This window comes from Cytophagales bacterium (genome assembly GCA_019456305.1).
Classification (GTDB): Bacteria; Bacteroidota; Bacteroidia; order Cytophagales; family VRUD01; genus VRUD01.
The window spans coordinates 25430-51578 of the sequence record VRUD01000022.1; the positions used below are offsets into that span (position 1 = coordinate 25430).

Annotated in this window: 17 protein-coding genes; 12 read left to right on the forward strand and 5 right to left on the reverse strand. The window is 37.1% G+C overall.

The features are described from left to right. Positions 1-86 precede the first annotated feature (86 nt). Both FVQ77_06525 and FVQ77_06530 read left to right on the forward strand, forming a co-directional pair. Positions 87-5639 (forward strand): T9SS type B sorting domain-containing protein, encoded by a 5553-nt coding sequence (locus FVQ77_06525; GenBank protein MBW8049982.1) that lies wholly within the window; start codon positions 87-89, stop codon positions 5637-5639. Positions 5640-5754: 115 nt separating this feature from the next. Continuing rightward, positions 5755-6705 carry a T9SS type A sorting domain-containing protein gene (locus tag FVQ77_06530; GenBank protein MBW8049983.1) on the forward strand — a complete coding sequence of 317 codons (951 nt, stop codon included), beginning with the start codon at positions 5755-5757 and terminating at the stop codon, positions 6703-6705. Between the two features lie 101 nt (positions 6706-6806). Here FVQ77_06530 and FVQ77_06535 read toward each other — a convergent pair whose 3' ends face one another. Continuing rightward, positions 6807-7037 (reverse strand): hypothetical protein, encoded by a 231-nt coding sequence (locus FVQ77_06535; GenBank protein ID MBW8049984.1) that lies wholly within the window; start codon positions 7035-7037, stop codon positions 6807-6809. An 84-nt stretch (positions 7038-7121) separates the two neighbouring features. On the opposite strand from FVQ77_06535, the gene FVQ77_06540 reads away from it, so the two are divergent. Further along, positions 7122-7754 carry a tetratricopeptide repeat protein gene (locus FVQ77_06540; protein MBW8049985.1) on the forward strand — a complete coding sequence of 211 codons (633 nt, stop codon included), beginning with the start codon at positions 7122-7124 and terminating at the stop codon, positions 7752-7754. A 248-nt stretch (positions 7755-8002) separates the two neighbouring features. Here the strand turns inward: FVQ77_06540 and FVQ77_06545 are convergent, their stop codons facing one another. Beyond that, complete coding sequence (locus tag FVQ77_06545) at positions 8003-8959, reverse strand: aspartate kinase (protein ID MBW8049986.1); 957 nt, start codon at positions 8957-8959, stop codon at positions 8003-8005. Positions 8960-9801: 842 nt separating this feature from the next. On the opposite strand from FVQ77_06545, the gene FVQ77_06550 reads away from it, so the two are divergent. Further along, a complete protein-coding gene (locus tag FVQ77_06550) occupies positions 9802-10806 on the forward strand; it encodes a class 1 fructose-bisphosphatase (GenBank protein ID MBW8049987.1) in 1005 nt (334 codons plus the stop codon). A 329-nt stretch (positions 10807-11135) separates the two neighbouring features. Here the strand turns inward: FVQ77_06550 and FVQ77_06555 are convergent, their stop codons facing one another. Then, positions 11136-11468 carry a hypothetical protein gene (locus FVQ77_06555; protein MBW8049988.1) on the reverse strand — a complete coding sequence of 111 codons (333 nt, stop codon included), beginning with the start codon at positions 11466-11468 and terminating at the stop codon, positions 11136-11138. 48 nt (positions 11469-11516) lie between these two features. Here FVQ77_06555 and FVQ77_06560 point away from each other — a divergent pair, with 48 nt between their 5' ends. Continuing rightward, complete coding sequence (locus FVQ77_06560; GenBank protein MBW8049989.1) at positions 11517-12131, forward strand: PorT family protein; 615 nt, start codon at positions 11517-11519, stop codon at positions 12129-12131. 76 nt (positions 12132-12207) lie between these two features. Here the strand turns inward: FVQ77_06560 and FVQ77_06565 are convergent, their stop codons facing one another. Then, a complete protein-coding gene (locus FVQ77_06565) occupies positions 12208-12600 on the reverse strand; it encodes an energy transducer TonB (protein MBW8049990.1) in 393 nt (130 codons plus the stop codon). Positions 12601-13574: 974 nt separating this feature from the next. Next, positions 13575-14183: a YihA family ribosome biogenesis GTP-binding protein gene (locus FVQ77_06570; GenBank protein MBW8049991.1), complete on the reverse strand. Its 609-nt coding sequence runs from the start codon at positions 14181-14183 to the stop codon at positions 13575-13577. A 92-nt stretch (positions 14184-14275) separates the two neighbouring features. Between FVQ77_06570 and FVQ77_06575 the strand changes: the two genes are divergently transcribed. The 7 genes from FVQ77_06575 (at position 14276) to FVQ77_06605 (ending at position 26044) form a co-directional block, all read left to right on the forward strand. Next, positions 14276-16312 (forward strand): OmpA family protein, encoded by a 2037-nt coding sequence (locus FVQ77_06575; protein ID MBW8049992.1) that lies wholly within the window; start codon positions 14276-14278, stop codon positions 16310-16312. A 275-nt stretch (positions 16313-16587) separates the two neighbouring features. Continuing rightward, positions 16588-18618 carry an OmpA family protein gene (locus FVQ77_06580; protein MBW8049993.1) on the forward strand — a complete coding sequence of 677 codons (2031 nt, stop codon included), beginning with the start codon at positions 16588-16590 and terminating at the stop codon, positions 18616-18618. A gap of 123 nt (positions 18619-18741) precedes the next feature. Then, entirely contained in the window at positions 18742-20820 is a 2079-nt protein-coding gene (locus FVQ77_06585; GenBank protein ID MBW8049994.1) for an OmpA family protein, read from the forward strand. A gap of 81 nt (positions 20821-20901) precedes the next feature. Beyond that, complete coding sequence (locus FVQ77_06590) at positions 20902-22581, forward strand: hypothetical protein (protein MBW8049995.1); 1680 nt, start codon at positions 20902-20904, stop codon at positions 22579-22581. Positions 22582-22640: 59 nt separating this feature from the next. After that, positions 22641-22823, forward strand: a complete 183-nt coding sequence (locus FVQ77_06595; protein MBW8049996.1) for a hypothetical protein — start codon at positions 22641-22643, stop codon at positions 22821-22823. A 63-nt stretch (positions 22824-22886) separates the two neighbouring features. Beyond that, positions 22887-24545 carry a hypothetical protein gene (locus tag FVQ77_06600; GenBank protein MBW8049997.1) on the forward strand — a complete coding sequence of 553 codons (1659 nt, stop codon included), beginning with the start codon at positions 22887-22889 and terminating at the stop codon, positions 24543-24545. Positions 24546-24916: 371 nt separating this feature from the next. Beyond that, complete coding sequence (locus FVQ77_06605; protein ID MBW8049998.1) at positions 24917-26044, forward strand: OmpA family protein; 1128 nt, start codon at positions 24917-24919, stop codon at positions 26042-26044. Positions 26045-26149: the final 105 nt, after the last annotated feature.

Consider the following 26149-nt stretch of genomic DNA (forward strand, 5'->3'; position numbering starts at 1 on the left):
CAAAGGTAAGAAATATTACTTTTTTTAAAAAAATTTTGTACTAAATATAATATCACTATCTTTGAGTTGTGAAAAAAAGTATAAAAATGTGTTCATGTGTTCACGCCTGCCTGTCGGCAGACAGGTATTCAAGTGTTCCGGAGAAACTTAACATCAATACATGTATATATGAATATTATTTTGGTATGAAAATAGCATATATAACTTTTTTTTTACTATTATCACTGTTTGGTTTATCTTATGGACAGGATACCTTAACGGTAATGTTTTATAACCTGCTGAATTTTCCTGACGGCCGGGATGATTGTACCCCAAATATGGTGATCGCAGGAAGATATGACACTTTGAGAAAAATTGTCCAGTATGTAAAACCTGATCTTTTTTTGATCTGTGAACTTCAAAATGAAAAAGGAGCAGATAGTATTTTAAATCGCTCTTTAAACCAATTTGGAAATTATCAGCGCGCAAACTTTGTAACCAATCAATCTGGCGGGCCTTTTTTAAATAACATGCTATTTTATAATAGCAATAAAGTTTCCCTTTATAGCCAGGATGAAATAATTACTGATCTGCGTGATGTGAATCGCTATATTGTGTATGGAAATGATCCCAACCTGTCTGCACATAATGATACCACCTTTATAGACCTATACGTTACTCATTTAAAAGCAGGAAGCAGCCCATCTGATGAATCACGAAGGCAGCTTGAATGTGATTCTATAAGAAGCTACATAGATGCCTTACCTGCCGGCAGAAATCATATATTAACAGGAGATTTGAACCTGAAAACAAGCAATGAAACCGCTTATCAAACTTTAATAAACACAGGAACCTATCCTTTTAATGACCCCATAAACAGCCCGGGCAACTGGTATAATAATTTTGCTTTTACTGATATCCATACGCAATCAAGCAGACGAACTATTAGTATGGATTGCGGGGCATTAGGAGGAATGAATGACAGGTTTGACTTCATCCTGGTAACAGATAATGTGCTGACCGGAGCTGACCGTGTCCAGTATCTTTCTAATTCATATGCAAATTTAGGTAATGATGGAAACCATTTCAATTCATCTATTATAGCTTCTCCCCCAAATTTGTCTGCTCCTGACAGCGTGATCAACGCACTTTACTACATGAGTGATCATTTACCTGTTTTTATGAAAATAATTATTACTTATCCGCCTGATACTGTATTGAATTCAAACTTTACAATAACGCTCCCTTCTTGTCCGGGGTTTGCTGATGCTGCCATTGATCTAACAGTTTCCGGAGGTACTTCTCCATATACTTACCTTTGGTCTACTGGTGACACCATACAGGATATTACAGGGCTTGCAGCAGGTACTTATTCAGTGATAATAACAGATTCAATCAATAATACTTTGAATGATACTATTAATATAAGTGATCCAATTCTATTGACTACAAATATTATTGGCATTGATGTTTGTGGAGGCGGCAATGATGGAGGAGCTGATATGACCGTTTCGGGAGGAACATCACCATATAGTTATAGCTGGTCCACTAGTGATACCACAGAAGATATTGCAGGCATACCGGCAGGGACTTATACTGTTATCGTTACAGACTCTTTTGGCTGTACTACCAGCGATTCTGTAACAATTTCAACAACAGCAGCATTAACTGTAAATATAACAGATTATACCAATGTATCGTGCAATGGAAGTACTGACGGAAGCGCTACTGCTACCCCATCAGGAGGTACTCAACCCTATACTTATTCCTGGTCTCCAACTGGCGGGACAGATTCAATAGCTACAGGCTTGTTGGCTGATACTTTTTTCGTTGATGTTACAGATGTGAATAGCTGCACAGGTACCGACACAGTTATCATAACCGAACCCGCTGTTTTTACTGCAACAATAACAGATAGTACAAATGTTTCCTGCAAAGGAGGCAGCAACGGAACTGCCATTGTTACGGCATCGGGGGGAGCGCCACCTTATAGCTATTTATGGTCAAATGGTGGTACTGATTCAATTGCCATTGGCTTAGGAGCAGGGACTTATACTGTAACAGTAACTGATGCAAACTCATGTAAAGCCAACGGAGGAACGCCTCTGTCAAAGTGTCTTGAAATAACAAGTATTCTGATAGATGCATGCGCACCGGGTGGTGGCTGGGAAGGGGAAAATGAGATGGTGCGATTTGAAGTTGGTTCTATAGATTTAGACACCGCTGATATTTTTATTGACTGGCCAAATAATCCATGGAGGGGAATTTGTCAGAATTCTACTACTTCTGCTATTGTTGATAGCATTAATGCTAACATTACTGCCGGAGGCACTGTTCTTGAGCCGGTGGGTGGTGTTCTTCCTGCCGGAGCAATCGTTATGATCGCAACCAGTACAAACTTCGATTGGGCCACACATGACTGGTCTGGCCTGGACTATACCATTTATTTGATCTTTCAATGTCCCGGAAATACAAATGGACATTTTAAAAATGCTGATTGTGCATGTGGAACCTGTGCGAATGATCGTACCTTAATAATCCAATTTGGGCCATCATGTGCCGATACCGTAGCGTATGTGCCTTGTGATTTGCAAAATGCAGGAGTTGGTGGTAATGGGGCTGCAGTTGACTTTGATGCACCCGGCAATCCCACTTATTTAAACATCGGATGTAAGCCACCGGTAGTTTTATCTACTCCACCAATGAGTGTTACTATATCAGAACCGGCAACTTCCTTGATTGTTTCAATAATCGACTCTGTAAATATTGTCTGTAATGGAGATTCTACAGGGTCAGCAACGGTAACTACATCTGGTGGAACGCCACCCTACACCTGGTTGTGGGATGATCTTGCTGCACAGACCGATTCCATTGCCACAGGATTAACAGCAGGATTGTATGCAGTTTTTGTAACCGATTCGAATGGTTGTACGGGAAATGATGTCGTTGAGATCACAGAACCCGCTGCAATCTCTTCAATTATTTCCGATTCAACTATGGTGTTATGTTTTGGTGACTTGACTGGCTCAGCAACAGTATCAGTAACCGGGGGTACAGTTTCATACAATTATTTATGGAATGATCCGCTTTCACAAACAGATTCCACAGCTACCAATTTACCAACAGGCGCTTATACAGTATTAATAACAGATAGTAATAATTGTGTTGATTCAGCTTCTGTAACAATTACTCAACCCGCAACTGCCTTATCTGTTAATATTTCAGATTCAAATGATGCCTTATGTTATGGGGATTCCAGCGGGTCAGCTACCGTTGTTGTAATATCAGGCGGGGCACCTTCCTATTCTTATCTTTGGAATGATCCCACCTTGCAGACAGATTCTAATGCGACCGGCTTAGCTGCGGGAACATATACTGCAGTTGTCACTGATGCCAATGCATGTACTGATTCTGTTTCTGTTACCATCAACCAGCCGATGGCTTTAACCTTAGTGATAACAGATACAAATTATGCAAACTGTGGATTATCTAACGGCTCCGCAACTGTAACACCTTCAGGAGCTACAGCTCCCTATACATATTTGTGGAGCGATCCTTTATCTCAAACTGATTCGGTTGCAACCGGTTTATCTTCCGGTCCTTATACGGTTACAGTAACAGACACTAATCTATGCACTGATTCAGTATCTGTCAACATTAATGATATAGGAGCGCCTCTTATTAACATTTCTGATACTACGCACATTGCCTGTTTTGGTGATTCAGTGGGTTCTGCTACTGTATCGGCTACCGGTGGAGCACCACCTTATTCTATTTTATGGAATGATCCTAAAGCACAAACAGACTCAATAGCTGACAGTCTGACTGCGGGTAGTTACACAGTTAGTGTCACAGATAGCGCTGGCTGCACTACCTTAGCTGCCGTTATAATTACTCAACCACTTGCTTTAACTTTATCATTTTCTAATATTATACTGGTTGGATGTTTTGGAGATAGCTCCGGCTCAGCCACTGTTTCAACTACAGGAGGTATTCAACCATACAATTATTTATGGGACGACCCTAATGGTCAAACCGATTACATTGCAACTGGTCTGGTTGCAGGAACTTATACAGTAAATGTTACAGATTCCAATAGCTGTATTGACTCAATTTCTGTAACGATCACTCAGCCTGCTGCTGCCTTGTCGCTCAGCATTACTGATACCACAAACGTTGCCTGCAATGGTGATTCTACCGGGCTGGCTACTGTTACCCCAACCGGAGGAACTACACCATACACGTATTTGTGGGATGATCCTAACGGTCAAACCGATGCTACTGCAACTGGTTTATCGGCAGGAAACCATACAGTAATTGTTACTGATACGAATAATTGTATTGACTCAATCTCTATAACGATCACGCAGCCTGCTGCTGCCTTGTCGCTCAGCATTACTGATACCACAAACGTTGCCTGCAATGGTAATTCTACCGGGCTGGCTACTGTTACCCCAACCGGAGGAACTGCACCATACACGTATTTGTGGGATGATCCTAACGGTCAAACCGATGCTGCTGCAACTGGTTTATCGGCAGGAAACTATACAGTAATTGTTACGGATACGAATAATTGTATTGACTCAATTTCTATAACGATCATTCAGCCTGCTGCTGCCTTGTCGCTCAGCATTACTAATACCACAAACGTTGCCTGCAATGGTGATTCTACCGGGTTGGCTACTGTTACCCCAACCGGAGGAACTGCACCATACACGTATTTGTGGGATGATCCTAATGGCCAAACAGATTCTACAGCAACAGCGTTATCTGCGGGAACTTATCAGGTTATTATAAATGATGCTAATAATTGTAGTGATTCTGCTGTGGTAAATATTAGTCAACCGCCTCCAATTTCTATTACGGAAACAGAAATTATTTGCAACAATGACAGTATCTTTTTGCAGGGTGCCTGGCAAAACAATGCCGGAACATACCTGGACACCTTTTTATCTGTGTTTGGTTGTGATAGTTTAATTACAACTACGTTAATAGTTACTCAAGTATTTACTATTGCAAAATCATCAAAAATCTGTTCTTATGATAGTATCTTCCTTCAAGGCGCCTGGCAAAACACTGCAGGGGATTATTATGATACTGTTGCATCAGTTAGCGGCTGTGATACTGTTATTGTAATGACTTTAACAGTAAATCAGGTACCGACAATATTATCATTTTCTACTATCAATGAAAGCGGACCAAATTTCGCTGATGGTTCTGCAAATGTACAAGTGAGTGGTGGCACTCCATCTTATTCATATCTATGGGATGATTCTCTTTCTCAAACAACAGACGCTGCAACGGGTTTGTCTGCTGGCTTATATATTGTAACTGTAACGGATGCTAATGGTTGTATTGATACTGCTATGGTACAAATAAGCTTAGAACCTGGAGAAGAATGGCACATATTTACCGGAATAACGCCTAACAGCGATGATGAAAATAATACCTGGAAAATAATTAAAGGAAGCTTTAAAGATGTAAAGTTAAAAGCAACCATCTACAACAGGTGGGGTGACCTGGTATGGAAATCTGCTGATTATAATAATGATTGGGAGGGAACAAATACGAAAGGTGATCCATTGCCGGATGGTACCTATTTTTATATAGTGGACAGAGGGGATAAAGTTTTTCCTGGCTGGGTTATTATTACAAGGTAAAATAAAAATTATTTAAAGTTGAAAAAAGTATTAACAGCAACTATTTTATTATTCGTATATTAGCATTTTATTATTCGTATATTAGCATTTTATTATTCGTATAAAGGAGGTAATTATGAAATTCAAAATCACTGTTTTAAGCCTTATCTTGTCGTTATGCTTTTGTAAAGTAACAAAAGCACAGCTTACGCTTACAATAGATACTGTTATCCAAAATCCAAATAATTTATGTGCAGGAGTTGCGATCATTTATACAGTTTCAGGTGGAAGCTACAACTTTGGCAACGTTTTTACGGCACAGTTATCCGGATCTATAGATTTTGATTGTTTTTTATCTATATTTCCTCCAATGTTTTCTAATCCAATTGATATAGGAACATTACCCTTTTGGGGCAGCAGTTTCATGTTAGGAACTATTCCAGACAGTACAACTTTTGGTACCTACAGAGTTCGGATAATTGCAAGCAATCCTCCTGATACGAGTAATTTAAGCCCTAATTGTGTTATCGTTACCAATTTACCACAAGAAATAGATTTCACTTCAATTATTCCCAATGATACTATTTGCCAGGGAGATACTATAAACTTATCAGTTATTGATCCGTTTGCATTATATAGCTATTTATGGTCAAACGAAGAGACCACCCAGAGCATCGCTGTAACCCAGTCAGGATCATATACAGTAACGATAAAGGATACCTTCAGTTGTGAAAGCACTTCCGACACAATGGTTGTAACGGTTGAAAATTGTCCCGTGGGAATTACACAAACTCAAAACCAGGGCAACATAAAAATCTATCCCAACCCTGCACAAGGTACTTTAACGATAGAAAGTGAAGGTGGTCAAAATGTCACCCTGGCAGGCGACTCCCGAGTACTCGGGATGGAAAATATGACTATATTGATGAAGAATATTTTAGGAGAAAGCCTTTTTGTATCTGATAATAAACTATTGCCAGGAAGGTATCGCAAACTAATAGATATTGGGCATTTGCCTCCGGGGATGTATTTCTTATATATAAATAGTAGAGATCTTCACGTGGTTAAAAGGATAATAAAAGAATAACTAAATTTTTTCAAGACTCCGCCCTTAATTTAGTACGTTCACAGTAGATTTCCCCGAAGGGCTTTTTTATCCCGACAAGGCGGGAGAAAAAATTTAGGGACTTATTCGGGTGAGATAGAATTTTCGATTTTTTTGGAAGCAGAATTGGCAATTATTATCTGTTTTAAGGGGTCTGGAGTTTTATAGCTCGAAAAAACTTCGTTGCTAATTTCTTTAACAGGCTCATTGCGGGATCTAATCTTATGATCAATAAAACCCACCGCTATAAGCACCATTAAGCTCATTATCTTTAAGGGGAATGGAAATGTTTTATGTATATCACTTCTGGCCATTTTAAATTTTTTTTGATTGACTTTTATTTAATACTTGTTTATGTGAACAGGTAACCTTAAATTTGGGCGTTTTACTTCTCTCTGATGAAAAATTTGTTATTTTCAATTATCCTAATTCTTAACACTGTATCACTATACTCACAGGAGACAGCAGAGGATTATTATAAAAGAGGTATGGAGAAATATGATCAGCAGGATTACAATGGTGCAATAAAGGATTATTATACGGCAATCAAGTTGAACCCTGAGTATATTGAGGCATTTTATAGCCGGGGAATTGCTAAATTTTATATGCGAGATTACAAAGGGGCGATCGAAAATTACAATAAGGCAATAGAGTTGAACCCTGAAAATGCTGATCTATATCTTAGCAGGGGTGTTGCCAAAGATCATTTAAGAAGATATAAAGAAGCTATACAGGATTACAATAAGACAATAAAGATAGACCCTTATGATGCAGAGGCCTGGTATAATAGAGGTGTTGCCAAATATAATTCAAAAGACTACAATGGCGCCATATATGATTATGATATGGCCATAGAGTTAAGACCCGATGATGCCTGGGCACATAATAACAGGGGAACGGTTAAATATTTATCTGGTGATAAAGCGGGCGCCTGTGAAGATTGGAATAAGGCGGGGGAACTTGGGCATGAAAAGGCTTATGAAGAGTTAAAAAGGTATTGTAAATCCAAAAAGCAAACATATTTGGATTAAAAGTTTCTTTATACCAAATATCAAATATCCGGCATCCAGCCTCATCACCACACATTGTCTATCATCTAAGATTAACCCTGATTTCATCCAGACATAAAGGAAACCACGAATTACACTAATTTCACTAATTTTTTTCGTGTAATTCGTGTAATTCGTGGTTTATTTTTTATTTAGGTATATTTGAGGTTGGAGTAACCCGGGATCAACCCCAATTTCATCGGGATTTCGCTGAAGCTCAACAATCCGTGCTACCTCACCACCACCTGAAACGTCCCCCTAGTCATCTGTTCAAGTAATATTTCACGGTTTCGGGTTAAATCTTTAACGGTTTTGACATTAAAATTCATAATAGTAATAAGCTGCAGGTTCTCATTAGATCGAAAAATGAATTCATTTTTTAGGTTTTCTCTTAACTTTTCTATCTTTTGAGAATCATTATCTACACAAATCGAAAACGAAATAGCAGAATTTTGCATCAGGTTAATTTTAATGTTGAGATGCGCTAATGCATTAAAAATAGTACTCAGATTTTTCTCACTAACAAAAGAATAATCTTTCACTGAAAGAAACATCAGGCATTGATCCCGTTTAAAAATTATTGAGGGTGTACCTTGTAGAATATTTTTTTGCAATTCATGGGAAACTTTTTTTTCTATTTTTGTAGCCCGTCCACTATAAGTTATCGTTGTTCCTTTTTTTTGTGGTTCTTTAAAAGATCTGACATACAATGGAATAGATTTATTTTCAAGCGGCTTTATGGTTTTGGGATGGATCACCGAGGCTCCGTAATATGCCATTTCGATGGCCTTATCGTATGAAAGCTTTCCATACTTAGTGGTATGCTTAATAATTTTAGGGTCTGCATTAAGAACGCCTGGTACATCTTTCCAGATGGTTACAGAATCAGCATTGAGGCAATAAGCATAAATAGCTGCACTAAAATCTGATCCTTCCCGGCCTAATGTAGTGGTAACCCTCCCGCCACTATTCCTTACCGAATTGGTGAATGGGTGAATCGGTGAATCGGTGAATCGGTTCGTTTTTTTTCTCTCCGTTTCTCCGATTCCCCGTTTCTCCGATTCAGGGAGGCTTGGAGTTAGAGGGTGGCTGGTACCCCCAATAAAGCCCTGCGTTAATACCACACCCTTATCGAGTAATTCAGGAATATCTCTTTTTATTAAATTCCCAGTCTGTGCCCAATTTATCTTTGCCTCACGCCAGCTATTATCAGTTTGAATGTATTTTCTTGAATCTATCCATTGACAATGGATATGCTGCTGAATTAAATATTCAGAAATGATCTTTGATGAGAATAATTCACCGTAACTAATTACCTGATCATAGCCCTCGTTATAAGATCGTGGAGGCCCCCCCCTAACAGCCCCCCCTAAATCCCTCCCGCCACTATTCCCTACCGAATCGGTGAATGGGTGAAAGGGTGAATTAGTGAATTGCTTCGTTTTCCTTCTCTCCGTTTCTCCGATTCCCCGTTTCTCCTTTTCAGGGGGGCTGCTGGAGCTTGGAATTATAAGTTGCTCTTCAAGCTGAATGAAAAGTTGATTTAATATGTTGAAAATTGGTGATTCAATGTTAGGAAAAAGCTCTTTTGCAATGCTTAAATGATATTCCCTGATTTTTTTAAAGTGAGACTGATAATCTTTATTTTGATAATAAGCATCAAATAGTTTTTCTAAAGCATTGGTTGTTTTTCCCATGGCAGAAATAACTATAAGCAAATTGTCTTTATAATATTGATTTTTTGTAATTTTACATAGATTTTTTACAGCTTCTACATCTTTAATAGAAGCGCCACCGAATTTGAATATTTTGATTTTTTTCATATTATTCACAAAAATATTATTTTTTTACTATACCCGATGCCAATATACGTATGTATAATGCTAATATACGAATTTATACTAATGATACTAATGGCCTACGCTGAAACCTGCAGAGATCAATGCTAATACTGTTAATGTGTCCTTTCTTTAATTCGTATCATTGGTATTCATTCGTATATTAGCATTTTTCATTCGTATCATTAATTATGGAACAACAAGTAATTGAAAACAAAACCATAACAGCCCCCATTGGTATATCTTTAGGAAGATTTATTAAACGGAGCGAAGATATGTATTCAGAAGCAACGGGAGAGTTATCACAATTGATGCGGGATATTGCCTTAGCATCAAAGCTCATACACAAAGAGGTAAACAGGGCCGGTTTAGCGGATGTTTTAGGTTCGTACGGTGTAGAGAACGTTCAGGGTGAAGAGCAGCAAAAATTAGATGTAATAGCAAATTTTCGGTTTATCAACTCTCTCAAGCATGGCGGAGAAGTTTGTGCTGTTATATCAGAGGAGGAGGAAGATATTGTGTATACTGATAATGACCATGGAAAATATGTTGTAGCCATAGACCCCCTTGATGGTTCTTCAAATATTGATGTGAATGTTTCTATAGGTACTATATTTTCCATATACAACAGAAAATCAAAGGTTGAAAGCCGGGCAATTGCTGAAGATTTTTTACAAAAAGGCACTGGGCAGGCTGCATCAGGATATGTTCTTTACGGTTCATCTACTATGCTAGTATATACTACAGGACGAGGTGTAAACGGATTTACCTATGATCCTTCCCTTGGAGAATTTTTCCTTTCACACCCTTTAATGAAGATCAAAAAAAGCGGGGAAATATATTCCTGTAATGAAGGGCACATCAATAAATTTCCCCTGCCTGTAAAACAGTATATTGACTATTGTAAAGAGCAAGGTTATACGGCAAGATATATTGGTTCGCTTGTAGCAGATTTTCACAGAAATCTCCTCAAAGGCGGTATTTTTATCTACCCATCTACTACAAATAATCCTGGGGGCAAGCTGAGATTATTGTATGAATGTAATGCCCTGGCATTCATTGTTGAGCAGGCAGGAGGAAGCGCTTCTGATGGTAAAAACAGAATATTGGGAATACAACCAACAAAATTCCATGAAAGGACACCGCTCTTTATTGGATCAGCAGACATGGTAAATAAAGCGAAGAGTTACTTCTAGTGTAGCAACAATTTAGTTTTGCAACATTAATTTGTAATAAATAGATTCTTTCGTTATTAATCAACAAATGGTTATATGGCTATATGGCTTTATGGCAACTAAATTGCCAGCAATTAAGCAGCGAGTTTAAACCTATGAGATTAGTAACTCTTTCAGCTAATCACAAACCATTTAACCATATAGCCATATAACCATATAACTATCTTAACAATTGAACAATGAAATAATATATTTTATGATTACAATATTACGTAATTAAATTGTTGCTACACTAGGTTTTGAAATTAGAAAATTTAAAAATTCATAAATCACAGATCAAAAATGATGAATTACCGGATGAGGGGTTTGTTAGATTGCCTATGTTTTGCCCTGGTAACAACTTTCTGCAACTCTCTTTCAATTACTAAAACTGCTATTACTTCAGCAATTTTCTCCGGTGGTAAGTAGGTAAGCAGCTCTGATAATTTTTTTTCACTGATGTCTATCCGGTATAAGGCATTATAAAGTTTTTGGTGGTCTGTATCAATCAAATATTGTATGTTTTTAGTTAGCTGTTTTTTAAGATTTTCATAATCAGATACATCCAAATTTTGTTTGTCTATAGCAAGGTCTTTGGCGATAAGTGCCGCGCATTGGTTAATATTGTTTTTATTATGCTTCATGTGTAAATAATTTGTTTTTTGAAGGCAATTTCTCAAAGGTTCCTCTAAATTCGCACAAAAAAATTGAAAAAAATTCTTTTCATAATTTTAATCTTGCAAATTTACCATTCTGCAACAGCCCAAAATTTTAAGGGTAAAATTATTTTGGGCATCAATGGCTCGCAAGTGGATGGAGATAAATTAGGTGGTTATGACAAACCTGGTATGTTATTTGGCGCTGGCACCGAATATCTATTGAACGAAAAAGTAGGTTTACAAAGCGAAATCCTATTCAGCCAAAAGGGAAGTAAAAGCACGGAGAAAGATCCCGACTATTTTATATTGAGAATAAACTATTTAGAAATTCCTTTATTATTAAATTATCATACGAGCAATGGTATACTGCTCCAGGCAGGAATTTCATTTGATTATTTAATCTCAGCTAAACTAGATGATGGAGCCGGCTTTGCCGACCGGAAAGAACCACTCAAAAGTTTTGATTTTTGTTATAATATTGGTTTTGGCTATGATGTAACTGAAAATATTAATTTAAATATCAGGTTTACTTATTCAATTCTACCTATAAATATCACAGCAGTCAATAATTTGCCTGCTAATAGATTTGGTTTATTTAATAATACCTTGTCTTTTACTTTCAGATATTTACTGAATAAAGGTGCATAGCCCCTCCGGTAGAGACGCCCAATTTGGACGTCTCTACCGGAGGGAATCAACCCCGAGTACTCGGGAGCCATGCGTTTTAAAGCCTAAACCTTACAGGGATCGTACCTTTATAATCATAACCAGGGGCGCTAAATTCAATCAATCTTGCTATTCTAACTGCTTCCTCTCCTAATCCACCACCAATATTCTTTAAACACCTTACACTCTTAATCCCCCCATTAGCATCAAGAGATATTTCAACGATACATTCTCCCTGAATTCTATTTTTTTTAGCCATCATAGGATAAATCATCTCTTCATAGATGAAAGCAAGTAATGAATCCTGTCCACCTTCAAAATACTTAGCAATAGGAATTAATTTTTCCTTTTTCTCGCTTTGATCAGTATTTTTCTTTTTGTTATCCTGAGCATTTATGTTAAAACATAAAGCTATAAGGAAAAAAGCCAATAATAAGAACTTGTTTTTCATAATAAATTATTTTATAGGGTTTAATAGCTCTATACCAGGTTGCAATAATATTACTTTTTATTTTTATATTCAAAGAATCCATCAATTAATATGCCAAATAAGAGAATCAAGGATGTAAGGGTAGAAAATGAGGATACTTCTTAAAGAGTTGGCAATCATCTGATGACTGGATGATACGAGGGTTGGCGTCATCCGATGAATGTGTGAAGGGAAAAGCCACCTAGATTTTGAGGCGGGAAAAAGCCCCAAGCCCCAAATTCCAAGTAAAAAGTAAAAAGTAAAATGAAAAAAACTGCCTCCATATTTTTACTTTTTACTTAGAATTTGGGACTTGGGACTTGGGACTTTGGACTTAAATTTAATTATATAGATTATTTATGCAATTTAACAGTAGAATGAATGCAAATAAGAATATAGGTATATGCGTTTAGGTCGCACAAGATTTATACTTTTGAATATGTATGAGTGACTAACCACGCCATTTATGGCGTGGACATTAAAGAATAAAACTGACAGGGCTTTAGTCTAATTATGCTAAAAACGGGCTAAAGCCCAGGGTTTATATAGTTTATCTCCGCCATAAATGGCGGAGTTAGTCAGTCATAAATAGACACGATCTTCAATTTGCTTATAAAAAGAATGGTAGAGAATGAGCTAAAGCACATAAAATCAATAACTTAAAGGTGATACCTAAACGCATATACCTATAAGAATAAACGCAAATATGACCAAGAGCAAGAAACCTTCTAACAAGAAAACTTCGGAAATTCCCTCCCATATTCCATCTGAAATTTCCGAAGGTTGTGAAATGAAAATTTAAAATGAAAAAAACTGCCTCCATATTTTTACTTTTTACTTGGAATTTGGGACTTGGGACTTTGGACTTAAATTTAATTATATAGATTATTTATACAATTAAGCACTTCTTATAGACTTATATCCCTATATCCCTATATCCCTATTTCCCTATTCCCTTATTTCCCTTTTTCATTGCATTGTTCATTGATCCTATGGATAAATTCCAGCAATTCCTTCTTCCCTGCTTCTGTTCTTGTAGAGCTTAAGAAATATTCAGGGACTTTTTCCCAGGTTTTAAGCATCGTTTTTACGTAATTATCAATCAATATCAAAGTTTTTGACTTTGATTGCTTGTCAATTTTTGTAAAAACAATTACAAAAGGTATTTTGAGTAGCCCCAGCCATTGGAAGTACTCCAGGTCAACTCTTTGAGCAGGAATCCTTGAGTCTATTAATACAAACACGCATTGCAGGTTTTCTCGTTCCAAAAGATATTTCTTTATCATATTTGTCCATCTCTGCTTATGCTGCTTACTAACTTTTGCCCAACCATATCCGGGTAGGTCCACCAGGAACCAATTATCATCAATTAAAAAATGATTTATCAATTGGGTTTTTCCCGGCGTTTTCGAAGTCTTAGCCAAATGAGTATTTACAAGCAAATTTATCAGGGAAGATTTTCCTACGTTACTTCTTCCAATAAAAGCGTATTCAGGATAAACAGGCTTGGGGCATAGTTTTGGGTCTATATTACTGCACAAATATTCCGCTTTCTTTATTTTCATTTTTTTTATTTTTTACTTTTTACTTTTTACTTTTTACTTTAACTTTGCAGCCAATTTAGTTATTAGCTTGTTAGTTTTTACTAAAAAAGATTATGAAAAATTTTCTAACAAAGATAAATAAATCAGCATTACTAATATTGTTACCTGCAATATTACACGCCCAGGATGAGAAGGCAATAAAACGATTACAGAACGAGGCAAAAGAACACTTCCGTATTGAAGAATTTAATAATGCCTTGCCTTTGTTTTTACAGCTTGACAGTATTTTTCCTAATAATCCTGAATATAATTATGGTATCGGGGTTTGTTATCTGAATTCAAACTATAAGTCGTATGCATCGCATTACCTGGAGGCTGCAAAAAACCTGTCTAACGTCCCGGGTACTCAGGACGGGCAGGAAGGACTGAATTATTCCGAACCGGAATTAAATTACTACCTTGGTAAAGCCTACCATTTTGATCATCATTTTGATAAAGCGGTCAAAACGTTCCAGGAATACATACAAACCCTCAATCCTGATGATCATGAAAGAATGGAAGAAGTAAACCGTTACATCGGGCAATGCCATGTTGGTAAAAAATTAGTAGCAAATCCTCTCAATGTCACCATTAAGAATATTGGTAAGGTTATCAATAGCCGTTATGCTGATTACGTACCGGTGATCTCTGCTGATGAAACAATGCTTCTTTTCACTTCAAGAAGAGATAATACCACGGGAGGGGTGATTGATGAAGTAGATAACCAATATTTTGAAGATATATACCTTTCTTATAACGAAAATGACCAGTGGTCTGAACCTCAAAATTTGCCAATAAATACGAATACACATGATGCCTGTATTGCCCTGTCTCCTGACGGACATAAGCTTTTTACGTATAAACCTAATGTAAAAAGGGGTGCAAGATCAGGTGACATTTATGAGAGCGAATTGACCGGCAAAGAATGGTCAACACCAAAGAGGCTGGAAGGGGAAGTAAACTCCAAAGGATGGGAGCCGAGCTGTAGTATTTCTGCCAATGAAAAAAAACTTTACTTTTCATCTGACAGACCAGGTGGATATGGAGGAAGGGATATTTATGTGTCTAAGAAGCTGCCAGATGGCACATGGGCTAAACCCATAAATATTGGCCCTAAGATCAACACGCCCTACGATGAAGACGCCCCTTTTATCCACCCTGACGGAAAAACACTTTATTTCAGTTCTAAAGGTCACGAAGGTATGGGAGGTTTTGATATTTTTACATCTATTTATCCTGTCTCTGATAATTTGATGGATGTCCAGGGAATCCTTAGTGAGGACACCTTAGATTGGTCTGATCCTTTAAACATTGGCTATCCCATCAATACAGCAGGAGACGATATTTATTTTGTCTGGTCTGCTGACGGGAAAAGGGGATATTTTTCCTCGGTTAGGGAAGATAGCTATGGGGATAAGGACATCTACATGGTTTACAGGCCTGAAGCTAAAGTTGCCCTGATCGTTTTCAAAGGAAGGGTGCTGGATGCTGACGCCCAAAATCCAATTGGGGCAAATATTATCGTTATGAATAATACTGACCAGGAACTATTCGGCATATACAACTCAAACAGCTATACAGGAAGATTCACCATAATATTACAACCAAACACAAGCTATGGGATCAACATTGAAGCGCATTCACCTGGTTATTTATTTTATTCGGAAAATATAGACATCCCTCAATTAGATGAATATCTTGAGGTTGACCTGGATATTTTGTTAGAACCCATTGAGGTAGGTAAAAAAATTATACTACGCAATATATTTTTTGATTATAATAAATCAGAGATCAGGAGTGAATCTGAAGCAGAATTAAACAGGTTACTCAAACTTCTTACAGAAAACCCTGCCCTGAAAGTACAACTATCAGGCCATACCGACAACATTGGCTCCCATGAATATAATATGGAGCTCTCCCAGGCAAGAGCCGATTCTGTAGTTGAGCATCTTATAAAAGCAGGAATAGAAAAAGAAAGATTAGAAGCGGTAGGATACGGTGAAACAAAACCCATAGCTCCAAACGAGAACCCTGACGGAAGCGATAACCCCGAAGGAAGGCAGTTGAATCGCAGAACCGAATTTGAGATCATTGATATATTGAAGAAGTGAAGCGCAGAGCCAGACAAAGTAAAAAGTAAAAAGTAAAAAGTAAAAAATAAAAATGCCACAAAATCACAAAAACACTAAATCCCACAAAACCCTAAAAATCAATTAGTTAATTTTTAGTGGGATTTTGTGCTTTTGTGGCAAAAAAGACTTTTTAGAGTGGACTCATTACTTAAAATGAAAAAAACTGCCTCCATATTTTTACTTTTTACTTTTTACTTTTTACTTTTATTCGTGCCTGTCCCGTACCTTTGGTCGGGATAGTTCCTTTATTACAAATGAAATTACATATAACAATATTATTGCTATACTCATTGAGTTTTTTGAACGCCCAGGACGAAAAACTAATAAAACGTCTGGAAAAAGATGCAAAGGAATACTTCCGTATTGAAGAATATCATAATGCACTGCCCCTCTACTTAAAGCTCGATAGCATATCCCCGGATAATCCTGAATACAATTACAGAATAGGGGTTTGCTACCTGCACTCAAATAATGAACCGTTTTCGTTGACTTATTTACAACGGGCAGAAAAGATGAATTATAAAGATGAGAAGCTAAATTATCGTCTGGGCAAAGCGCTGCATTTTAATCATCAGTTTGACGCAGCAATAGAAGCGTTTCATAAATACCTGAGAACCTTGAAATCTGATGACACTGGCGACAGGAAATTGATGGAAGAAGTAAACCGCTACATTGGCCAGTGCCATATAGGAAGAAAATTATTAACGAAACCATTGGATATTCGCATTGAAAATCTAGGCCCTGTAATTAACAGCCGTTTCCCCGATTATGCACCGGTAATATCGGCTGATGAAACAGTACTTATTTTCACATCAAGGAGAGATAATACCACTGGCGGCTATATTGACGAAGAAGGTAAATATTTTGAAGATATTTACATTTCCTATAAAGAAAAAATTTATATAGACAATGAAAAACAATATAAATACTCAGATCTACTCAAAAAATTTGGTATAAAAAAGACTGATACATTGATAAACCAGGGTACCTTTAAGGTAACGGAGCAATGGACAAAACCACAAAACATGAAGATCAATACCGAAACGCATGATGCCTGCGTTGCAATTTCTCCTGACGGGCAAAAGCTTTTTACCTACAAAACCAACAGAAGCGCTATCAGGTCTGGCGATATTTATGTAAGCGAATTGACCGGCAATGAATGGTCAATCCCCCAAAGACTACCCGATGAGATCAACACCAAAGGATGGGAACCAAGCTGCAGTATTTCTGCTGATGAAAAAAAACTCTTCTTTTCTTCCGATAGAGAAGGCGGATTTGGTGGAACCGATATCTATATGTCTGTAAAACTACCAAATGGTAAGTGGTCAGTAGCCAAAAATATAGGCCCGAAAATCAATACACCCTATGACGAAGATGCTCCTTTCATTCATCCGGACGGAAAAACACTCTATTTTAGCTCAAAAGGCCATGAAAGCATCGGGGGATTTGATATTTTTACAAGCGTTTATGTTGAGGAAATGGATGACTGGTTTGCAGCAAAAAACATTGGCTATCCTATCAATACTTCCGGGGATGACATTTTTTTTGTGTGGTCAGCCGATGGAAAAAGAGGGTATTTTTCATCAGTCAGAGATGACAGTTATGGAGATAAGGATATCTATGTTGTTTACAGACCTGAATCAGAAATTTCACTTGTGGTATTAAAAGGGCATGTATTAAATTCCAAAACGAATGAACCAATAGGTGCTACTATTGTATTTATGAATAATACCGATACTAAATTAATTGGATATTATAATTCAAACAGCTTTACCGGTAAATACACCATCATATTACCACCCGGCAAAAATTACGGAATCACTGTAGAAGCGCCTGGTTATTTATTTCATTCGGAAAATTTTGACCTCCCTGATCTTCAAGATTATAAAGAAATAGAAAAGGATATTTTATTAGACCCTATTGAAATCGGGAAAAAAAGCATACTCAGGAATGTATTTTTCGATTATGCAAAAGCGCACTTAAGAGATGAATCCAAACCGGAATTAGAAAGATTATATGTGCTTCTAAAAAGAAATTCTACCTTGAAAATAAAGATCTCCGGCCATACTGATAACCATGGATCCCATGAATACAATATACAGCTTTCCCAGTCAAGAGCTCAATCGGTAGTTGACTGGCTCATTAACAGAGGCACGGAAAAAGAAAGATTAACTGCGGTAGGACAGGGTGAAACACAACCAATGACTCCAAACGAGAACGCTGACGGAAGCGATAATCCCGAAGGCAGGCAACTGAATCGCAGAACGGAGTTTGAGATAATCTAAAGCGCATGGCCCCGCCAGTTGGCGGGGCTATGCAAAATAAATTTAGAATATAATTTGGATTAAACATTTTCGTTAACTAATTTTGAACTCATTAACTAAAAAACTAATAACTAAACTAATACTATGAAAAACATCAAGTCTCTATATACACTATGCCCCGCCAACTGGCGGGGCCATGCGCTATGCACCATGCGTTTATTTACAACAGGGCTGGCTTTAATAGTTTTTACAAATGCTTATGCCCAGAATATAAAAAAAATCATGCAAAAGGCAGATTATTTTTTCGAAGAAAGTGATTATAAGGCTGCTATACCGTTATATCTTGAGGCATTGGAATTAGACCCTCAAGGGGTAAACAAATATTACAAAAAAACTTTTGCCGGTGTAGCTACTACGCAATACAGGTTAGGACTTTGTTATTTACAAACCACCTTCAAAACAAAATCTATCCCGCATCTTAAAAAAGCGTTTAAAATGAATCCTTTAGTGCATGCCGAGGTACAATACCATTTAGGGTTGGCCTATCAATTAAACCATAGATTTGATGAAGCAATCGCTTCTTTCAGATCATTCAAAGGAACTTTGAGTGAAAAAGAGCAGATAAAAATTCAGGAATTAAACCGGAAAATACTAGAATGTAAAAATGGGATTGAGATGGTCAAAAATCCTGTAAAAGCAAAATTAGATAATTTAGGGCCAGTTGTCAACTCTAAATATAATGATTTTGCACCTGTTATTTCAGCAGATGAATCAATATTAATGTTTACTTCAAGGAGACCGGGTTCAATAGGGGGCGATCAAGATGAATTTGGAGAACATTATGAAGACATTTACACTTCATACAATATTGATGGCAACTGGACAGAACCCCGTAATATGGGAAAACCCATCAATACTAATGACCATGATGCCACGATAGCGCTTTCTCCTGATGGTAAACGGCTATTTATTTATAATAGTGATAATGGAGGCGATATCTTTTATTCAGAACTTAAGGGAGATATATGGTCGAAACCCCAAGGCTTTGGTAAGAATATTAATAGCAAAAATACAGAACCATCAGTATCTATGACTTCTGATCATAAGACAATTTATTTTTCATCTAATAAACCTGGCGGTTATGGGGGATTAGATATTTATATGAGTAAGCTAGATGCAAAAGGTAAATGGGGGCAAGCAATTAACCTTGGCCCGGTTATCAATACTAAATACGATGACGATGCACCTTTCATACAAGTAAATGGCAGAGATTTGTATTTTAGCTCAAGGGGACTTAAAGGAATGGGAGATTATGATATTTACAGGTCTACCTTGAAAGGAGGCGTATGGTCAGAACCGGAAAACCTGGGTTATCCTATTAATACTGCAGGCGCTGACATATATTTCGTTCTTTCTGCTGATAATAAACATGGTTATTATGCTTCTGATAAAGAAGACGGGATAGGTGCAAAAGATATCTATATGATATCAATGCCTGAAAGAAAAAAAATTGCAGCGGTTACTACCAAACGAAAAACGATCAAAACAAACCCCAAAAAGAAAATTATAGCGCCCGTAAAGAAAGTCAAAACAGTCACTGCGATTACTATACTTAAAGGCACAATCAGGGATGATTTTACCAAGAAACCTTTGGATGCAAAGGTCGTGGTAATTGATAATGCAAAGAATCAAACGATCTTTCAAGAAACAGCAGATCCACTTACCGGTAAATACCAGGTTGATCTGCCTTCAGGGAAAAACTACGGCATTCGTGCTGAAAAAAAAGACTATATGTTCCATTCAGAAAATGTTAACATTCCTGCAAGCGAAGGTTTCCAGGAAATCACCAAAGATATATATCTGAAGAAAATCGCTATAGGCACCAAAGTAGTGCTTAAAAATATATTCTTCGATCTCGGTAAAGCTAACCTGAGACCTGAATCAGGAGCAGAGCTGGTAAAATTGGCAACGCTTCTTCAGGAAAACCCTACGATAAAAATAGAAATTTCAGGACATACAGATAACGCAAGCTCCTGGGCATATAATAAAAAACTTTCAGAGAACCGGGCAAAGTCGGTAGTTGATTATTTAAGGTTTGAAGGCATTGAAGAATGGAGGTTGAGATATGCGGGTTACTCTTTCGACAAGCCCATCGCTTCTAATGATACTAAAGCAGGCAGACAGTTGAATCGCAGGGTGGAATTTGAGATTATTGGAAACTAATCACAAACCATTTAACCATATAGCCATATAACCATTTGTTGATTAATAACGAAAGAATCTATTTATTACTAAATTTACGCCATGAGACATGGGTATGTGTTTATCATATTATGTTCTATATCATTTTCTTCTGCACTTAAAGCCCAGGTTGAAGGTGATTTGGTTGCTCTTGCAGATGAGATGTATTCATTTGGAGATAAAAGAGGCGCCCAGGGAGTATATCTGGAAGCGCTTACTACTAACCCGGACAATGCGAGAGCCAACCTGATGGTAGGCGTAAGTTATCTTGAAACCATCTACAAAAATAAAGCTGCCCCCTATTTAGAAAAAGCCTATCAACTTAACCCTGGTATTCAGGCGGATATACTCTTACTGCTCGGAAGTGCGTTCCAATATCAATATAAATTTGACAAGGCTATAGAATTTTACAATAATTATAAGTCTAAATTCACTGACGATGATACGGATTATGACCATGGTGATGATATCATCAGGCTGATAGATCGAAAGGTCTATGAATGCAATAACGGGAAAGAATTTATAGCTAATCCCGTTGATATAGCAATTCATAATCTCGGACATATGAACAGCCCGGAACCAGATTATGCTCCCCTCATCTCTGCCGGAGACGATATACTGATCTTTACATCAAGAAGAGAGGGCAGCACAGGTGAAAATAAGGATATAGACAATATGTTTTTCGAAGATATATACATTTGCCATAAAAAAGGCCATCGTTGGTCTAACCCTGAAAATATCGGGCCGCCAATAAATACCAAATTCCACGATGCCAGCGTAGGATTATCAGCTGACGGTAAACGACTTTATATTTACCAGGATAATGAGTTTGGAAGCGGGGGTATTTTTTATTGTAATCAGAACAGCAGTGGCAAATGGTCCAAACCCAAACCTGTCATGGCAATTAATTCTGAATATATTGAAAATTCTGCAACTCTATCGGCAGATTTCAAAAGCTTATACTTTTCAAGCAACAGGCCAGGTGGATATGGTGGATTGGATTTATACGTGTGTAAAAGAAATGAAAAACATAAGTGGGGAAAGCCCATAAATCTTGGACCAACAATAAATACGGAATACGATGAAGACAACCCTGTTCCTGATATTGATAACAAAACCTTATATTTCAGCTCCACAGGCCATAAGGGAATGGGAGATTATGATATATACAAAACTATTTTTATAAACGAGGATGAAGGATGGACAGAGCCTGAAAATATGGGTTATCCCGTTAATTCTCCTGATGCTGATATACACTTTGTGCTTTCCGGTGATGGAAGGTTTGCTTATTATTCTTCAATTAAAGATTATGGTGTTGGGGAGCAAGACCTGTTTATTATGAAAATGCCTGAAAGAGCATACCAGGATGAAGTGTTGATTAATTTAGCTAATATTACGGGAAAAACAGTAGTTGAACTCAAAGAAGATCAAAAAATTCATAATCAATCATTTGTTTATACAGCAAAGGTTGACGAAAAAGTCAGAGTAAAACAGGATCTTTTAGCACGGATGGATACATATGATGAAGATACTCAAGGATTACCGCAAATATTAGCTGATGCTTTAGCAGGTGTATCATTTGATCAGAGTCCTTTGTTCAAAGATACAGATTCGGACAATAATCACTGTATTACTACCTTTGAGATATATTCTATGATTGACATTTTTTTTGAGGGAAAAACAAATTATTCGGTCAAACAAATATATAGACTGATTGATTTTTACTTTGAACAAGACTGTTGAAAAATAAAGTAAAAAGTAAAAAGTAAAAAGTAAAAATATGGAGGCAGTTTTTTTTATTTATGAATAAATTGAGTATTTTTTTTCTTGGGACTTGGAACTTGGAATTTGGAACTTGGGATTTGGAATTTGGGACTTCGAGTTTCGGATTTCGAATTTCGGATTTTGGATTTGGAATTTGGGACTTGGGACTTCGTGATTTTTACTTTTTACTTTTTACTTGGAATTTGGGACTTGGGACTTAAATTTAATTATATAGATTATTTATACAATTAGACAGTAGTATTTCGTACTTCTTACAACTAAATATGTATAGATTATTAACAATATCGCTTATTCTGTGTTTAATAGTGATCTCTAATAATAGTCTTATGGCTCAGGATGAGACAGAATTGATAGAGCTGGCGCATGAGATGTATAATTTTGGTGATAAGCAGGGTGCTATGGAAATATATTTACAGGCATTAGAAATAAATCCGGATAAACCCATTGCTAACCTGATGGCAGGCATCTGTTATCTTGCAACAGCAGATAAAGCAAAAGCTATACCTTTGCTTGAAAAGATATATCCGGTTGAGCAACAGGTTATTGAAGAGCTCTTTTATTTTGTCGAATTCCCGGACGATGTATATGATCTGTGGGAAGAAACAGATTATATATTATATTTAATTGGTGAGGCATATCAATTTGACTATCAATTTGATACAGCTATAGTATATTATCAACGGTACAAACAAGATATTGTGGATAAGGAGGTAAAGCGCAAAAAAGGTTATAAAGAAAATACGCTGGAACTTCTGTTTAATAAAATTGACAGAAGAATCTATGAGTGTAATAATGGAAAAGAGTTCGTAGAATTTCCTATTGGTGTGATCATTCAAAATGTTGGTAAAGATGTTAATTCGTCTTATTCCGAATACGTCCCTTTGGTTTCAGCAGACCAGAGTAAATTAATTTTTACATCAAGACGAGAAGGGTCTACAGGCGGAAGAATGTATATAGATAATCAATATTACGAAGATATTTATATTTCTCATAAAGATGGCCACCGCTGGACTCCCGCTCACAATATTGGTTCTAATATCAATACCGATCTACATGATGCCTGTATAGGTTTATCACCGGACGGCTCGCAATTGTTTGTGTATAACACCTCTAATGGAGGAGATATTTATACGTCAGCGCTGGAAGACAATAACTGGACAGTTCCTAAAAGCTTTTATAAGCCAATAAACTCTAAGTTTTTAGAAGCATCTGCTTCTATTACTGCTGACGGCAATACGTTATATTTTACAAGCACCAGGCCGGATTATAAAGACCTGGATATTTATATGTCTGTCAAAGATCAATACGGGATTTGGAGTGAACCTGTTAATCTTGGAACTAAAATAAATACCGAATATGATGATGACGCACCATTTATATTATCCGATAATGTTACCCTCACCTTTAGTTCAAAAGGCCATAAAGGTATGGGAGGATATGATATATTCCGCACAACTTTAAATGAAGACAGCTCCTGGTCAGAACCTGTAAATATGGGATTTCCTATCAACACTACCGGTGATGATGTGTATATGGTATTTTCAGGCGATGGCAGTACAGGTTATTTTTCTTCTGTAAGAGAAAGCGGGTTTGGAGACCAGGATATTTATAAAGTAACATTACCCAGGATGATGTCTGTATCAGAATCCGGAGAAGAAGGAGGACTTTTGGATTATATTTCAACGTATGATGTGAAAAAAAAGAAATCTCTGGATAGCAAAGTATTAAAAGAGGTATTAGCTGGTGCTCCGCAAACTAAAACTTCTAACTTACCGGCAGAATTCAGGGAAGCAGACCTGGATCGTGATAATTATATTTCTACAGAAGAAATTTTTAATATAATTGACGCTTTTTTTGAAGATGAAACAGATTTTACCGTTGACCGGATCTATGCGTTGATAGACTATTTTTTTGAGCAATGATCTTTAGTTATTAGTTAGTTGGTTTACCCGCCTGCCATAGGCCTTTGGCGGGCAGGTAGTTATAGTTTAATTTTTAAGTTTTGAAGTGGCAAATGAAATAGCAAATCGCTACACTATATTAATGAAAGGGATCAATGGTTATACAAGATTTCTTAAAGGGCATCTCTAAAAACTACATATTTTTTAAAACACACCCCTTGCCCCTCTTGATAGAGGGGAATGTATGGTGTAGTTTTTAGAGATGCCCTAAATTAAATGACTTAACAAACCATAAACCCAAGAAACCAAAACAAGTAACTAAAAAACCATAACCCCGCACATAAATTTATATGCGGGGTAACTAACCAACTAACCAACTTAAAACTAATTATATGCTAAAAAACATCATTATACTCTTAAACATCGTTATTCTAATAACCCGTCACGCATATAGTGATAATCGCTATGCGCTATGCACTATGCGCTATGCGCCAGATGACGTAAAAGCAACGACCTACCTGCCTGCCTCTGCAAGTCCGGGCAGTGAATTCAATGTACAGGTAATCATCAACAAAGGCGCCACATCGGGTTTTGGAAAGCTTCAGCAAGAGTTACCTCAAGGTTTTACAGCAACAGCCATGGAAATAAAAGGAGGAAACTTTTCATTCAAAGACCAGACACTGAAAATAATCTGGATGTCATTACCTCCTGAGCCTGAATTTACAGCATCCTATAAGGTTTCAGTTGCCCCTGATGTATCGGGTGAACAGACGATAGGCGGTAAATTTCAATACCTTAAAGATAATCAACGGACAACTTTTAATATTAATCCTGTCAGCATTTCTATTAAGGTGGTAACAACTGTAGTCTCAGCAGAACAAACTGCCTCTGCAAGCACCAATAAAGTATCTAGCGAGCCCGCAACTAAAAAATTTGTTAAAAAAAGTGTAGGAGCATTACCAATGACCGGGTCAAAAATAATTTTGAAAAATGTATATTTTGATTTTGGTAAATATATAATAAAATCCGGGTCTAACCCGGCTTTGAACAAGCTAATTGACTTTATGGGCAAAAATTCCACACTAAAAATTGAAATTGCCGGCCATACTGACAATGTAGGTTCGAGAACAGTTAATTTAAGATTATCTCAAAAAAGAGCTGAAGCAGTGGTGAATTATTTAGTTGGTAGAGGAATTGCCAAAAACAGGCTTTTCCCGAAAGGTTACGGCCCTGATTCTCCTATGGCATCCAATGATGATGATGATGATGGCCGGGAGCTCAACAGGCGTGTTGAATTTCAAAGACTCAGCGATGATTACACCCAAAGCGCCTATGCCAATCAAAGCTATAGTGGGGGCCAAAAAAGCAATGAAGGAATTACTTACCATATCGTCAAACCGCTGAATACTCTATACTCCCTTTCTAAAATGTATGGCCTATCAACACGTGAATTAAAACGGCTCAATGGATTGACCTCCAATAAAATACGGATCGGGCAGAAGTTGAGGATTTCGAAATGAAATATGAAGAATGACTAATCCGTTAGCTGTTAGCTGTTAGCTGTTAGCTGTTAGCTGTTAGCTGTTAGCTGTTAGCTGTTAGCTGTTAGCTGTTAGCTGTTAGCT

Excerpts from the sequence above, each read along its gene's own strand:
- FVQ77_06550 (MBW8049987.1), top strand. The coding sequence starts at position 9,802 with ATGGAACAACAAGTAATTGAAAACAAAACCATAACAGCCCCCATTGGT.
- FVQ77_06590 (MBW8049995.1), top strand. The coding sequence starts at position 20,902 with ATGAGACATGGGTATGTGTTTATCATATTATGTTCTATATCATTTTCT.
- FVQ77_06565 (MBW8049990.1), bottom strand. The coding sequence starts at position 12,600 with ATGAAAAACAAGTTCTTATTATTGGCTTTTTTCCTTATAGCTTTATGT.
- FVQ77_06575 (MBW8049992.1), top strand. The coding sequence starts at position 14,276 with ATGAAAAATTTTCTAACAAAGATAAATAAATCAGCATTACTAATATTG.
- FVQ77_06530 (MBW8049983.1), top strand. The coding sequence starts at position 5,755 with ATGAAATTCAAAATCACTGTTTTAAGCCTTATCTTGTCGTTATGCTTT.
- FVQ77_06600 (MBW8049997.1), top strand. The coding sequence starts at position 22,887 with ATGTATAGATTATTAACAATATCGCTTATTCTGTGTTTAATAGTGATC.
- FVQ77_06535 (MBW8049984.1), bottom strand. The coding sequence starts at position 7,037 with ATGGCCAGAAGTGATATACATAAAACATTTCCATTCCCCTTAAAGATA.
- FVQ77_06525 (MBW8049982.1), top strand. The coding sequence starts at position 87 with ATGTGTTCATGTGTTCACGCCTGCCTGTCGGCAGACAGGTATTCAAGT.
- FVQ77_06555 (MBW8049988.1), bottom strand. The coding sequence starts at position 11,468 with ATGAAGCATAATAAAAACAATATTAACCAATGCGCGGCACTTATCGCC.
- FVQ77_06605 (MBW8049998.1), top strand. The coding sequence starts at position 24,917 with ATGCTAAAAAACATCATTATACTCTTAAACATCGTTATTCTAATAACC.
- FVQ77_06585 (MBW8049994.1), top strand. The coding sequence starts at position 18,742 with ATGAAAAACATCAAGTCTCTATATACACTATGCCCCGCCAACTGGCGG.
- FVQ77_06580 (MBW8049993.1), top strand. The coding sequence starts at position 16,588 with ATGAAATTACATATAACAATATTATTGCTATACTCATTGAGTTTTTTG.
- FVQ77_06595 (MBW8049996.1), top strand. The coding sequence starts at position 22,641 with ATGAATAAATTGAGTATTTTTTTTCTTGGGACTTGGAACTTGGAATTT.
- FVQ77_06540 (MBW8049985.1), top strand. The coding sequence starts at position 7,122 with ATGAAAAATTTGTTATTTTCAATTATCCTAATTCTTAACACTGTATCA.
- FVQ77_06570 (MBW8049991.1), bottom strand. The coding sequence starts at position 14,183 with ATGAAAATAAAGAAAGCGGAATATTTGTGCAGTAATATAGACCCAAAA.